11 protein-coding genes are annotated in these 13,022 nt (G+C 67.0%); 10 read left to right on the forward strand and 1 reads right to left on the reverse strand.

Annotated elements, in window-relative coordinates; translation table 11 throughout:
- The first annotated feature begins 289 nt into the window (after window positions 1-289).
- The 10 genes from DIE23_RS23895 to DIE23_RS23940 all read left to right on the forward strand — a co-directional run bounded on the left by DIE23_RS23895 (window position 290) and on the right by DIE23_RS23940 (window position 11,663).
- Window positions 290-1,270 (forward strand): AAA family ATPase, encoded by a 981-nt coding sequence (locus tag DIE23_RS23895; protein WP_124614394.1) that lies wholly within the window; start codon window positions 290-292, stop codon window positions 1,268-1,270.
- Between the two features lie 152 nt (window positions 1,271-1,422).
- The gene (locus DIE23_RS23900; RefSeq protein WP_124614395.1) at window positions 1,423-2,532 is read left to right on the forward strand and encodes an NAD(P)/FAD-dependent oxidoreductase; all 1,110 of its coding nucleotides are present in this window, start codon (window positions 1,423-1,425) and stop codon (window positions 2,530-2,532) included.
- A 161-nt stretch (window positions 2,533-2,693) separates the two neighbouring features.
- Window positions 2,694-3,011 carry a high-potential iron-sulfur protein gene (locus DIE23_RS23905; RefSeq protein WP_124614396.1) on the forward strand — a complete coding sequence of 106 codons (318 nt, stop codon included), beginning with the start codon at window positions 2,694-2,696 and terminating at the stop codon, window positions 3,009-3,011.
- A 191-nt stretch (window positions 3,012-3,202) separates the two neighbouring features.
- A complete protein-coding gene (locus DIE23_RS23910) occupies window positions 3,203-4,510 on the forward strand; it encodes an MFS transporter (RefSeq protein WP_124614397.1) in 1,308 nt (435 codons plus the stop codon).
- 329 nt (window positions 4,511-4,839) lie between these two features.
- A complete protein-coding gene (locus DIE23_RS23915; protein WP_124614398.1) occupies window positions 4,840-6,468 on the forward strand; it encodes an ABC transporter substrate-binding protein in 1,629 nt (542 codons plus the stop codon).
- 110 nt (window positions 6,469-6,578) lie between these two features.
- Entirely contained in the window at window positions 6,579-7,589 is a 1,011-nt protein-coding gene (locus DIE23_RS23920) for an ABC transporter permease subunit (RefSeq protein ID WP_124614399.1), read from the forward strand.
- Between the two features lie 4 nt (window positions 7,590-7,593).
- Entirely contained in the window at window positions 7,594-8,511 is a 918-nt protein-coding gene (locus DIE23_RS23925; protein ID WP_124614400.1) for an ABC transporter permease subunit, read from the forward strand.
- Between the two features lie 2 nt (window positions 8,512-8,513).
- Window positions 8,514-9,512 carry an ABC transporter ATP-binding protein gene (locus DIE23_RS23930; protein WP_044848857.1) on the forward strand — a complete coding sequence of 333 codons (999 nt, stop codon included), beginning with the start codon at window positions 8,514-8,516 and terminating at the stop codon, window positions 9,510-9,512.
- Window positions 9,509-10,525, forward strand: a complete 1,017-nt coding sequence (locus DIE23_RS23935) for a peptide ABC transporter ATP-binding protein (RefSeq protein WP_124614401.1) — start codon at window positions 9,509-9,511, stop codon at window positions 10,523-10,525. Before DIE23_RS23930 ends, DIE23_RS23935 begins: the two co-directional genes overlap by 4 nt.
- Complete coding sequence (locus DIE23_RS23940; protein WP_124614402.1) at window positions 10,518-11,663, forward strand: TraB/GumN family protein; 1,146 nt, start codon at window positions 10,518-10,520, stop codon at window positions 11,661-11,663. Before DIE23_RS23935 ends, DIE23_RS23940 begins: the two co-directional genes overlap by 8 nt.
- A 559-nt stretch (window positions 11,664-12,222) precedes the next feature.
- Here the strand turns inward: DIE23_RS23940 and pxpA are convergent.
- Window positions 12,223-12,987, reverse strand: a complete 765-nt coding sequence (gene pxpA, locus DIE23_RS23945) for a 5-oxoprolinase subunit PxpA (protein ID WP_124614403.1) — start codon at window positions 12,985-12,987, stop codon at window positions 12,223-12,225.
- Between the last annotated feature and the right edge of the window lie 35 nt (window positions 12,988-13,022).

Below are 13,022 nucleotides of genomic sequence, written 5' to 3' on the forward strand. Positions count from 1 at the left end.
CGTCGCCGCGGGTTCGCAGCACGATCCGGTCCTGATCGAAAGGTAGGTGCGCGTCGCGCGTTTTCAAGCGTAAAAGCGCGCGAACTCGCCGACGCTCGCGCGCCGTCGGCGAGGCCGGCGCGGCGGCCGGTAAACTTTCGATCATACGCCGCGCGGCGCGACGCTGCGGTGCGCGCGCGGTGTTAGCAGCAGACCGGGACGGCTGCTTGCTTGCACGCCGATGCGGGATCGCTACACTGAAATCGTAAGGGTCTGATGGTCGTGTGACGGCAGCGGTTGCGAGGTTGGTATGACGACGGCGATGGTGAAACAGGAACTGGCGGTGGCGTCCTTCAGCACGGTGTACGACCTCGAGCAGGTCGAGACCGCGCTGAACGACCTGAACGAGAGCGCGAGCGACGCACTGCGCGCCACCTACGAGCGGATGCTCAAGACCGGCAATCTACGCTTTTGCGTGAAGCCGAACCGGATGCCGTCGTTCGACGAACTCGGCAACGCGCTGCCCAATTTCACCGAGCCGCTCGACGACGTGCGCAAGCAGGTCGCGCTGTGCCTCGAGACGGACGACCGGCTCGAACTGATGCCGATCCTGCTGCTCGGGCCGCCCGGCATCGGCAAGACACATTTCGCGAAGGCGCTCGCGCAGCTGCTCGGCACCGCGTACCACTACGTGCCGATGAGTTCGCTGACAGCCGGCTGGATCCTGTCGGGCGCATCGTCGCAATGGAAGAACGCGAAGCCCGGCAAGGTGTTCGATGCGCTCGTCAACGGCAGCTATGCGAACCCGGTGATCGCGGTCGACGAGATCGACAAGGCGGGCAGCGACGCGCAATACGATCCGCTCGGCGCGCTGTACGCGTTGCTCGAGCACGACACCGCGCGCGCGTTCGTCGACGAATTCGCCGAAGTGCCGATCGATGCGGGCAACGTGATCTGGGTCGCGACCGCGAATGATGCGCAGGCGATTCCGGAGCCGCTGCTGAACCGGATGAACGTGTACGAGATCGCGCCGCCGGACGCGGCCGGCGCGCGCCGGATCGCGCAGACAATTTACGACGAGATCCGCACGTCGCACGCGTGGGGGCGGCGCTTCCCCGACGCGCTCGACGACGACGCGCTCGACGTGCTGGCCGCGACGCCGCCGCGCACGATGCGCCGTGCGCTGCTGCATGCGTTCGGCGCCGCGCGGCTCGACGGCCGCGACGTGATCGCACCGTCCGACATTCGCGCCGACGAGGGCGCGGCGAAGCGCCGGCCGATCGGATTCTGAGCCGGCGGCGCGCGCCTCGCCGCGGCCCGTGCGCGTCGCGCCGGGCCGCGCGATGCGCTCGCCCGGTCGGATGTGCATACGTTCGGCAAGCGGGCGAACCGGGACGTACAATTCTCTTCTCTCCCCTCGACGCGTGAGCGACGCGAAACGCCATGGAGCAGATCGGTTGTGTGGTGATCGGCGCGGGTGTGGTCGGTCTGGCGATTGCGCGGGAACTGGCCGCGCGCGGGCGCGAAACGATCGTGCTCGAGGCGGCCGACGCGATCGGCACGGAAACGAGCGCGCGCAACAGCGAGGTGATTCACGCGGGGCTCTACTACCCGCGCGGCTCGCTGAAGGCGATGTCGTGCGTGCACGGGCGCGACCTGCTGTACGAATTCTGCGAAACGCATCACGTGCCGCACCGGCGCACAGGCAAGCTGCTGGTCGCGACGAGCGCCGCGCAGGTGAAGCAGTTGAAGGCGATCGCCGCGCGCGCGGCGGAAAACGGCGTGCTCGACCTGATGCCGCTCACGCGCACCGAGGCGCAGACGCTCGAGCCCGCGCTCGAATGCACGGAGGCGCTGTTCTCGCCGAGCACCGGCATCGTCGACAGCCACCAGCTGATGCTCGCGCTGCTGGGCGATGCGGAGCGCGACGGCGCGACGTGTGCGCTGAAAGCCCCGGTCGAGTCGATCGACGTGTTGCGCGGCGGCCGCTTCGTCGTGCGTACCGGCGGCGACGCGCCGACCGAAATCGAAGCGGCGTGCGTGATCAACAGCGCGGGCCTCGGCGCGCAGGCGCTCGCGCGCCGCACGCGCGGCCTCGACCCGCGCTGGGTGCCGCCGCTCTATCTCGCGCGCGGCAACTACTTCAGCCTGGCCGGGCGCGCGCCGTTCTCGCACCTCGTCTATCCGATGCCGGACCGGGCGGGACTCGGCGTGCACCTGACGCTCGACCTGGCCGGGCAGGCGCGCTTCGGCCCGGACGTCGAATGGGTCGATGCGCTGCGCTACGAAGTCGATCCGGCGCGCGCGCAGGCGTTCTACGCGTCGATTCGCGCGTACTGGCCGGAACTGCCCGACGATGCACTGCAGCCGGCCTACGCAGGGATCCGGCCGAAGCTCGCGGGGCCCGGCGAGCCGCCGGCCGACTTCATCGTGCAGGGTGCGGCGCAGCACGGCGTGCGCGGGCTCGTGAACCTGTTCGGCATCGAGTCGCCGGGGCTGACCGCGTCGCTCGCGCTCGCGCAGCGCGTCGGCGACATGACGTCGCATACGTGACGCACGCGGTCCGCATCCGTGCGGGCCGGCCGTGCAAAACCCCGTGTGAAATCCCTTATCTCCGGCATTTCGGCGCGCACATTTGCTCGCTTGAGCGTTATTCTGTCGAACGGCCGTCGCCAGAACGGCTTTCAAACCGATAACGTTGGAGCGAGTCCCCCATGAAAGCAACCCGTCGGAGTTTCCTGATTACGAGCATTGGTGCCGTGTCCGCGCTGGCGCTGGCGCTGTCGCGTGAAGCGCTGGCCGATGCGCCGATGCTGTCGGAAACCGATCCGACCGCGGTGGCGCTCGGCTACAAGGCCGATGCCACGAAGGTCGACAAGACGAAGTATCCGAAATACGCAGCGGGCCAGGATTGCGCGGCCTGCATGCTGTACCAGGGCAAGAAGGGTTCGGCTTCGGGCCCGTGCGGCGCGTTCCCCGGCAAGCAGGTGTCGGCGAAGGGCTGGTGCAGCGCATTCTCGAAGATGGGTTGACGTCCGTGGCGGCATCGTGCGATGCCGCAATGTGGCGAAAACCGCAAAACGCCCGCCGTCGGACGACGGCGGGCGTTTTTTATGCTTGAAAACGGTTCCGTCGCTTTCTACACTCGCTGCAAACCAGCGCGCCGCGGCCCCCCGCACGCCGCGCCGCCCCGATACGGCGAATTCACGAGGACGAGGCTCGCATGGCGACGATTGCGAATTCAACGAAAACGATCCGGCCCGAGCGTGCGCTGAACCGGCGCGCGGTCGCGGCGGCCGTGATCGGCAACGCGCTCGAGTGGTACGACTTCACGGTGTTCGGCTTCATGACGGTCGTGATCGCCGAGCTGTTTTTCCCGACTTCGAGTGAATACTCTTCGCTGCTGTTGACCACCGCGACGTTCGGCGTCGCGTTCTTCATGCGCCCGATCGGCGGCATCGTGTTCGGGCTGTATGCGGACCGCGCGGGCCGCAAGGCCGCGCTGTCGCTCGTGATCCTGCTGATGACGGCCGGCATCTTCCTGCTCGCGATCGCGCCACCGTATGCGGCGATCGGCATCGGCGGCCCGCTCCTGATCGTGTTCGGCCGCCTGTTGCAGGGTTTCTCGGCCGGCGGCGAATTCGGCAGCGCGACCGCCCTCTTGATCGAAGCCGCGCCGTTCTCGAAACGCGGTTTCTACGGCAGCTGGCAGATGGCGAGCCAGGCGGCCGCGCTGCTGATCGGCGCGCTGGTCGGCGCGGCCGTCACGCGCGGGCTGTCGCATGACGCGCTGCGCAGCTGGGGTTGGCGCGTGCCGTTCATCCTCGGGCTCGTGATCGGGCCGATCGGCTTCTATATCCGCCGTCATCTCGCCGATTCCGAAGCGTTCCTGCATGCGCAGCAAAGCGCGCGCCGCGCGACGCTCGGCGACGTGTTCACGCGCCATCCGCGCGAGGTGCTGTGCGGGCTCGGCTCGGTGATCGCGCTGACGGTGACGATCTACGTGCTGATCAGCTATCTGCCGACCTTCGCGGTGAAGCAGCTGAAGCTGCCGTATGCGGAATCGTTCTACGCGGTGATCATCGGCAACCTGCTGCTGATGGTGCTGTCGCCGGTCGCGGGCGCGTGGTCGGACCGCATCGGCCGCAAGGGGCTGTCGCTGTGGTCGCTCGTGCTGACGCTCGCGCTGATGTATCCGCTGTTCGCGTGGCTCGACGCGGCGCCGAGCATCGGGCGGCTGATCGTGGTGCAGGCCGTGCTGTCGGTGACGCTCGCCGGCTACTACGGGCCGTTCGGTGCGATGATCGCCGAGCTGTTCCCGGCCAACGTGCGCTCGACCGGGCTGTCGATCGCGTACAACGTCGCGGTGATGCTGTTCGGCGGCTTCGGGCAGTTCATCGTCACGTGGCTGATCAAGGTGACGGGCACGCCGCTCGCGCCGACCTATTACGTGATGGCGGGGATTGCGCTGTCGATCGTCGCGGTCGCGTTCGTGCCCGCGCGCAGCGCGGATCTCGACGCGCCGGCCTGACGGTGCATTCCAGGACAGGCATCTCATCATTTCGGAAAACGCAATAATGCGCGGCGAAGTCCGGGAATTCACGCGGACATGCCGCGTGACGCACGTTCGCATGCGCGTACGAATTGTTTAGTTGTCGAAGGAAACACGCGCGGGATCGGCGAAATGGCCGCTCGCGCGTGCAAACGCACTTTTCGCGGGCGCGAGACATCCGCAAAAACCCGCGTGGATGCGTCTAGAAGAGTTTTTTCTCCAGCTTGTTGCAGAATCGCTAGCTCAAGTAATATCCGCGTACCCGGCCCCTGGGGGGACCGGTTCCGATCTGGAGACCTGGAGGAAACATGGAATACAACCGTCTGTTGCACACCCTGCGTGTTACCGCCATTGCAGGCGTGGCAGCGGCATCGCTCGGCGTCGCGGGCTCTGCATTCGCACAGATCCCGAACAAAACGCTCGTCTACTGCTCAGAAGGCAGCCCGGCGGGTTTTGATTCCGCGCAATTCACGACCGGCGTCGATTTCACCGCCGCCACGTTCACCGTCTACAACCGCCTCGTCGAATTCGAGCGCGGCGGCACCAAGGTCGAGCCTGGCCTCGCCGAGAAGTGGGACGTCTCGTCCGACGGCAAGGTGTACACGTTCCACCTGCGCCATGGCGTGAAATTCCACACGACCGACTTCTTCAAGCCGACGCGTGAATTCAACGCGGACGACGTCGTGTTCTCGTTCGAGCGCATGCTCGATCCGAACCAGCCGTTCCGCAAGGCCTACCCGGTGTCGTTCCCGTACTTCACCGACATGGGCCTCGACAAGCTGATCACGAAGGTCGAGAAGGTCGATCCGTACACCGTGAAGTTCACGCTGGCCGAGCCGAACGCGCCGTTCATCCAGAACATGGCGATGGAATTCGCGTCGATCCTGTCGGCCGAATACGGCGATCAGCTGATGAAGGCCGGCAAGGCCGCCGACATCAACCAGAAGCCGATCGGCACGGGCCCGTTCATCTTCCGCAGCTACACGAAGGACGCGACGATCCGTTTCGACGGCAATCCTGATTACTGGAAGAAGGGCGCGGTGAAGATCTCGAAGCTGATCTTCTCGATCACGCCCGACCCGGGCGTGCGCGTGCAGAAGATCAAGCGCAACGAATGCCAGGTGATGAGCTATCCGCGTCCGGCCGACATCACGACGCTGAAGGCCGACTCGGGCATCGACATGCCGTCGCAGCCGGGCTTCAACCTCGGCTACCTCGCGTACAACGTCGAGCACAAGCCGGTCGACAAGCTCGAAGTGCGTCAGGCACTCGACATGGCGATCAACAAGAAGGCGATTCTCGAGTCCGTGTACCAGGGCGCAGGCCAGGCCGCCAGCGCGCCGATGCCGCCGACCCAATGGTCGTACGACAAGAACCTGAAGATGGCCCCGAACGACACCGAGAAGGCGAAGGCGCTGCTCGCGAAGGCCGGCTATCCGAACGGTTTCGACATCACGCTGTGGGCGATGCCGGTGCAGCGCGCGTACAACCCGAACGCCCGCCTGATGGCCGAGATGATCCAGGCCGACTGGGCGAAGATCGGCGTGAAGGCGAAGATCGTCACGTACGAGTGGGGCGAGTACATCAAGCGCGCGCACACGGGCGAGCAGGACACGATGCTGATCGGCTGGACGGGCGACAACGGCGACCCCGACAACTGGCTCGGCACGCTGCTCGGCTGCGAAGCGATCAAGGGCAACAACTTCTCGCACTGGTGCTACAAGCCGTTCGACGAGCTGATCCAGAAGGGTCGCACGACGACGGGCCAGGACGCGCGCACGAAGATCTACACGCAGGCCCAGCAGATCTTCGCGCAGCAGCTGCCGTTCTCGCCGATCGCGAACTCGACGGTCTACCAGCCCGTACGCAAGACCGTGGTCGACATGCGTATCGAGCCGCTCGGCTATGCCCGCTTCGACGGTGTCGGCGTGAAGTAACACGACCCGTGTAAGCTGTCGCGAAGACTAGCTCATTCATCCGGCGGCGGGAGGCCAAAAGCTTCCCGTCGCCGGTCGCACATTTCCCACAAGAAAATACGAGACGCATCATGTTCACATTCGTGTTGCGCCGCGTGGGCATGGTGATCCCGACCTTCATCGGCATCACCATCCTGGCGTTTGCGCTGATTCACCTGATACCGGGCGACCCCATCGAAGTGATGATGGGCGAGCGCGGCGTCGATCCCGCGATGCATGCGGAGGCAATGAAACGGCTCGGCCTCGACCAGCCGCTGCCCCTGCAGTACATCCACTACATAGGCCGTGCGCTGCACGGCGACCTCGGCACGTCGATCATCACCAACACCAGCGTCGCGGGCGAATTCTTCGCGCGCTTCCCGGCGACCGTCGAGCTGTCGCTGTGCGCGCTCGTGTTCGCGCTCGCGGTCGGGCTGCCGGCCGGCGTGATCGCCGCGCTGCGGCGCGGCTCGATCGTCGATCATGGCGTGATGGGCACCGCGCTCACCGGCTACTCGATGCCGATCTTCTGGTGGGGGCTGATCCTCATCATGGTGTTTTCGTCGTACCTCGGCTGGACGCCAGTATCGGGGCGCATCGCCGTCGAATACGACTTCCCGCACCCGACCGGCTTCATGCTGATCGACGCGCTGCTCGCGCCGGACGAAGGCGCGTTCAAGTCGGCGGTCAGCCACCTGATCCTGCCCGCGATCGTGCTCGGCACGATCCCGCTCGCGGTGATCGCGCGGATGACGCGCTCGTCGATGCTCGAAGTGCTGCGCGAGGACTACATCCGCACCGCCCGCGCGAAGGGGCTGTCGCCCGCGCGCGTGGTCGTCGTGCATGCGCTGCGCAATGCGCTGATCCCGGTCGTCACCGTGATCGGCCTGCAGATCGGCACGCTGCTCGCGGGCGCCGTGCTGACCGAGACGCTCTTTTCGTGGCCCGGTGTCGGCAAATGGCTGATCGATGCGATCGGCCGCCGCGACTATCCGGTCGTCCAGGGCGGCATCCTGCTGATCGCGACGCTCGTGATCGTCGTGAACCTGGTCGTCGACCTGCTGTACGGCGTGCTGAATCCGCGCATCCGCCACACGAGGTAATTCCATGAGCAATCTGCAAAATACCCTGCCGAGCGAATCCGCGCCGGCCGGCGGCCGTGCGCTCGCGCTGCGCGAGTTCTGGGCCAACTTCTCGCGCAATCGCGGCGCCGTCGGCGCCGGCATCGTCGTGCTGGTGCTGATCCTGGTCGCGATCTTCGCGCCGCTGATCGCGCCGCACAGCCCGGTCGAGCAATACCGCGACTTCGTGAAGATCCCGCCCGCGTGGCTCGCCGGCGGCAACTGGCAGTTCATCCTCGGCACCGACGAAGCGGGCCGCGACATCCTTTCGCGCCTGATGTTCGGCGCGCGCATGTCGTTCTGGATCGGCTTCGTGTCGGTCGTGCTCGCGCTGATCCCCGGCATCGTGCTCGGGCTGGTCGCCGCGTTCTTCCAGAAGTGGGCCGACACGCCCGTGATGCGCATCATGGACGTGCTGCTCGCGCTGCCGTCGCTGCTGCTCGCGGTCGCGGTCGTCGCGATCATCGGCCCGGGCCTCACCAACACGATGTTCGCGATCGCGATCGTCGCGCTGCCGGCCTACGTGCGCCTCACGCGCGCATCGGCGCTCGGCGAGCTGCAGAAGGAGTACGTGACGGCGTCGCGCGTGGCCGGTGCCGGCACGGTGCGCCTGATGTTCTCGCAGGTCCTGCCGAACTGCACGGCGCCGTTGATCGTGCAGGCGACGCTCGGCTTCTCGTCGGCGATCCTCGACGCCGCGGCGCTCGGCTTCCTCGGCCTCGGCGTGCAGCCGCCGACCGCCGAGTGGGGCGCGATGCTCGCGTCCGCGCGCGACTACATCGACAACGCATGGTGGATCGTGACGATGCCCGGCTTGTCGATCCTGATTTCGGTGCTCGCGATCAACCTGCTCGGCGACGGGCTGCGCGACGCGCTCGATCCCAAACTGAAACGGATGGCGTGAACATGAGCCAAGATCTTCTGACCATCCGCAATCTCGCGGTGAACTTCAACGGCCTGCCCGCCGTCGACCGGATCAACCTGTCGATCGCGCCGGGCGAGGTGGTGGGCGTCGTCGGCGAATCGGGCTCGGGCAAGAGCGTGACGATGATGGCGCTGATGGGCCTGATCGACGCGCCCGGCAAGGTGACGGCCGACGAGGTGACGTTCAACGGCGTGGACCTGCTGAAGGCGTCGCCGAAGGCGCGCCGCAAGATCGTCGGCAAGGACATCGCGATGGTGTTCCAGGATGCGCTGACGAGCCTGAACCCGAGCTACACGGTCGGGTACCAGATCAAGGAGGTGCTGAAGCTGCACGAAGGGCTGCGCGGCGACGCGCTGCACCGGCGCGCGCTCGAACTGCTCGACCAGGTCGGCATTCCCGATGCGAAGAACCGCATCACGGCGTTCCCGCACCAGATGTCGGGCGGGATGAACCAGCGCGTGATGATCGCGATGGCGGTCGCGTGCAACCCGAAGCTGCTGATCGCCGACGAGCCGACCACCGCGCTCGACGTGACGATCCAGGCGCAGATCATGGATCTGCTCGTGAAGCTGCAGAAGGAGCGCGGGATGGCGCTCGTGCTGATCTCGCACGACCTGGCCGTGGTGTCGGAGGTCGCGCAGCGCGTCGCGGTGATGTACGCGGGCGAGGTCATCGAGACCAATCGCGTGCCGGACATCTTCCGTGCGCCGCATCATCCGTACACCGAAGCGCTGCTCGCGGCGATTCCCGAGCACAATCAGGGGGCGCGTCGCCTTGCCGCATTGCCGGGCATGGTGCCCGGCCGCGATGATCGCCCGTCCGGGTGCCTGTTCGCGCCGCGCTGCAAGTACGTCGTCGACGATTGCCGCAAGGCGCGTCCTGCGCTCGATACGCTGGTGCCGGCCAACGATGCGATGCGTGCGCGCTGCATCAAGCCGCTCAATGTTTCCAACCTCGACCTGACGGGAGGTGCACGATGAATGCAGTCAATCAAACGCGTGCCACGCCGCACGACGAGGAAGCCGTGCTGGTGGCCGACGGCCTCGCGAAGCACTACACGGTCAAGCGCGGGATGTTCGGCCAGGGCACGGTGAAGGCGCTGAACGGCGTGTCGTTCTCGCTGAAGCGCGGCAAGACGCTCGCCGTCGTCGGCGAGTCGGGCTGCGGGAAATCGACGCTCGCGCGCCAGCTCACGATGATCGAGACGCCCACCGCGGGCAGCCTGGTGATCGACGGCAAGAACGTGGCCGGCGCGAACCGCGAGACGGTTGCCGACCTGCGCCGCCGCGTGCAGATGGTGTTCCAGAACCCGTTCGCGTCGCTGAACCCGCGCAAGACGGTCGAGCAGACACTCGCCGAGCCGCTCGAGATCAACACGAACCTGACGGCCGCCGAACGCGCGCAGCGCATCGCGCAGATCATGCGCACGGTCGGCCTGCGGCCCGAGCACGCGAAGCGTTATCCGCACATGTTCTCGGGCGGCCAGCGCCAGCGGGTCGCGATCGCGCGCGCGATGATCCTCGATCCGCGGATCGTCGTCGCCGACGAGCCGGTGTCCGCGCTCGACGTGTCGATCCAGGCGCAGATCCTGAACCTGTTCATGGACCTTCAGGAGCAGTTCAAGACGAGCTACGTGTTCATCTCGCACAATCTGTCGGTGGTCGAGCACGTCGCCGACGACGTGATGGTGATGTACTTCGGCAGCGTCGCCGAGCTCGGCGACAAGGCGACGATCTACGCACGGCCGCGCCATCCGTACACGCGCGCGCTGATGTCGGCGACGCCGGCGATCTTCGAGGAAGACCGTCGCGTGCAGATCAAGCTGCAGGGCGAACTGCCGTCGCCGCTCAATCCGCCGTCGGGCTGCGCGTTTCACCAGCGCTGCCCGTACGCGGTCGAGCGCTGCCGCGTCGAGGAACCGCAGCTGCGCGACGTCGACGGACGCCGCGTGGCCTGCCATCGCGCCGAGGAGGTAGGGGAGGCGAATGCCTGATGGTTTGGCGGCGCGCGCGCCTGGCGTGCGCCGTTCGGGGGCCGGCAGCGCGCGCGTGATGCGCGCGTGCCGCAACGCACGGCGCTGGAGCGTGCGCACGGTCACGGGCGCGGCGCTGGCCGGCGCGTGCGTGGCCGCCAGCGTGCTGGTCCCGGTCGACGCCGCGCATGCCGAAGGGCGTGCGCCGGCGAGTTCGCCGATCCATCCGGCGCAGGTTCCGCCGCCCGCCATGAACCTGCCCGGCTTCCACGCGCCGTCCGTGTCGAACGGCACGGTCGCGCGCGGCACGGTGCGCGTGCAGCCCGCGCGCATGCCGTTCTATGTCGCGACCCGGGGCAAGGTCACGCTGTACGTGCTCGGCACGCTGCATACGGGCGACCCGTCCGACTATCCGCCCGCGCAGCCGTTCCGGCCGCGCATCCTCGCGGCGCTCGCCGCGTCGCCGACGCTCGCGCTCGAGCTGTCGCCGGACGACCTCCTCGAATCGCAGGACGACGTGTCGAAGTACGGCGTGTGCCGCTACCCGTGCCTGCAGCGCCAGCTGCCCGAGCCGCTGTGGCAGCGCCTCGCGGCACGCCTGCGCGGCAATCCGGCCGCGCTCGCGGAGATTCGCCGGATGCGGCCGTGGCTCGCGGCGCTGGTCGTCGAGACCTACGACTCGCTGGCGGCCGGCCTGCAGACCGAGTTCGGCACCGAGGCGCAGCTGCAGAACGTGTTCCTGAAGAAGAAGGGCGGCCGCGTGATCGGGCTCGAGACGCTCGCCGAGCAGATGCGCGCGTTCACCGGGCTGACGCTCGCCGAGCAGCGCGAGATGCTCGCGCAGGACATGGTGCAGACCCCGGCGCAGAACGCCGACGACATCAAGTCGCTGCACCGGCTGTGGCGAATTGGCGACGCCGATGCGATCTCGGCGTGGGCGGTCGCGAAGAGCGAGCGGCTGGCCCGTTCGAAGGCGCTGTCGGCGTCGATCGACACCAAGATCCTGTACGAGCGCAACCGGCGCTTCGTTGCACGGATGACGGCAATCGCCGCGCCGAACCGGCCGGTATTCGTCGCCATCGGCGCGCTGCATCTGGGCGGCCCGCGCGGCGTGCTCGAATTGTTGCGCCAGCAAGGGTATCAGGTCGACGCGAACTGATCGCGCCGGGTGCTGCGCACCGATCCTCCCCTGTTTGATTGACGGCGCGCGTGCGGTGTGAGGCGCCTGCGCGGCCGCGCGATTCGATAAGGAAAACCCTCGAATCCTCAGGAAATAGCGTTTAAGACGATTGACATCCCGTTCTGCGAATCTCTATTCTTCATCCCACAAGTTGAAAAAATGAAAAGAATAGAAAAAGTTCTACGGGGTAGCAGAAAACAAAGCGCGGGGTTAGCGTTGCCGGCACGTGATAGTCGTGCCGGCCGCGGAGTGTCTGCATGCACGGCGGGGCCATACATCGTCGGCACAACAAATGCATGCGGCAGACTTGCGGTATAAGCGACGTTCCGTCGTCCGACCGGGGGAAGCAGTAATCGGGCGGCGGCGGACGTTTTTTAACCCGGAGCATTTTTCCGGTCACCGTCGACAGACGGTTTCGGGGGGCGAATCGACAGACGGCGAAGGCCGCGGCGATTGCGCCAACAGAAAAGCGCCACTCGGGCGCTTTTTTCTTTGGTGCGGCGGTTTTCGCCGAGCGGCAGCGGGGCTCGCGCGCCTGTCAGGCGCCTTCGTCGGCCTGCAGCGCGCCGGGCGCGACGACGTCGACACCCGCCGCTTCGAGCGCCGTGCGAATCCGCTTCGCGAATGCCAGCGCATGCGGCCCGTCGCCGTGCAGGCAGACGGTCTGCGCATTGAGCGGTACCCACTCGCCGCTCACCGCCCGCACCTTCCGCTCGCGCACCATGTCGAGCGTGCGCGCGAGCACCGCATCCTCATCGTCGATCAGCGCGCCGGGCTGGTTGCGCGGCACGAGCGAGCCGTCCGCGCGGTAGCCGCGATCGGCGAACACTTCCTCCACCGCGACGAGCCCCGCGTGGCGCGCGGCCGCGACGAACACGCTGTTCGCGAGCCCGAACACGGCCAGCGATGGATCGAAGTCGTGGATCGCGGACACCACCGCGTCGGCGATCATCGGGTCGCGCGCGGCCTGGTTGTACAGCGCGCCGTGCGGCTTTACGTGCGCGATGCGGCCGCCCTCGGCCTGCGCGATCGCCGACAGCGCGCCGAGCTGGTACAGCACGCCCGCATAGATGTCGCTGGCCGGCAGTTGCATTTCCTTGCGGCCGAAATTCTCCGGGTCGTGAAAGCTCGGGTGCGCGCCGATCGACACGCCTTTCTGCACGGCCCAGCGCACGCAGTCGCGCATCGCATTCGCGCCGCCTGCATGCCAGCCGCACGCGATGTTCGCCGACGTGACGAGGTCGAGCAGCGCCTCGTCCGAGCCGCATCCTTCGCCGAGATCGGCATTCAGATCGATTTCCATGGTGTTCCTCGTCCACTGATTGCGTGGCGCGTCCT

The sequence above is a fragment of the Burkholderia sp. Bp9143 genome (assembly GCF_003853645.1).
Classification (GTDB): Bacteria; Pseudomonadota; Gammaproteobacteria; order Burkholderiales; family Burkholderiaceae; genus Burkholderia.

Excerpts from the sequence above, each read along its gene's own strand:
- DIE23_RS23895 (WP_124614394.1), top strand. The coding sequence starts at position 290 with ATGACGACGGCGATGGTGAAACAGGAACTGGCGGTGGCGTCCTTCAGC.
- pxpA (WP_124614403.1), bottom strand. The coding sequence starts at position 12,987 with ATGGAAATCGATCTGAATGCCGATCTCGGCGAAGGATGCGGCTCGGAC.
- DIE23_RS23905 (WP_124614396.1), top strand. The coding sequence starts at position 2,694 with ATGAAAGCAACCCGTCGGAGTTTCCTGATTACGAGCATTGGTGCCGTG.
- DIE23_RS23935 (WP_124614401.1), top strand. The coding sequence starts at position 9,509 with ATGAATGCAGTCAATCAAACGCGTGCCACGCCGCACGACGAGGAAGCC.
- DIE23_RS23930 (WP_044848857.1), top strand. The coding sequence starts at position 8,514 with ATGAGCCAAGATCTTCTGACCATCCGCAATCTCGCGGTGAACTTCAAC.
- DIE23_RS23910 (WP_124614397.1), top strand. The coding sequence starts at position 3,203 with ATGGCGACGATTGCGAATTCAACGAAAACGATCCGGCCCGAGCGTGCG.
- DIE23_RS23920 (WP_124614399.1), top strand. The coding sequence starts at position 6,579 with ATGTTCACATTCGTGTTGCGCCGCGTGGGCATGGTGATCCCGACCTTC.
- DIE23_RS23940 (WP_124614402.1), top strand. The coding sequence starts at position 10,518 with ATGCCTGATGGTTTGGCGGCGCGCGCGCCTGGCGTGCGCCGTTCGGGG.
- DIE23_RS23900 (WP_124614395.1), top strand. The coding sequence starts at position 1,423 with ATGGAGCAGATCGGTTGTGTGGTGATCGGCGCGGGTGTGGTCGGTCTG.
- DIE23_RS23915 (WP_124614398.1), top strand. The coding sequence starts at position 4,840 with ATGGAATACAACCGTCTGTTGCACACCCTGCGTGTTACCGCCATTGCA.
- DIE23_RS23925 (WP_124614400.1), top strand. The coding sequence starts at position 7,594 with ATGAGCAATCTGCAAAATACCCTGCCGAGCGAATCCGCGCCGGCCGGC.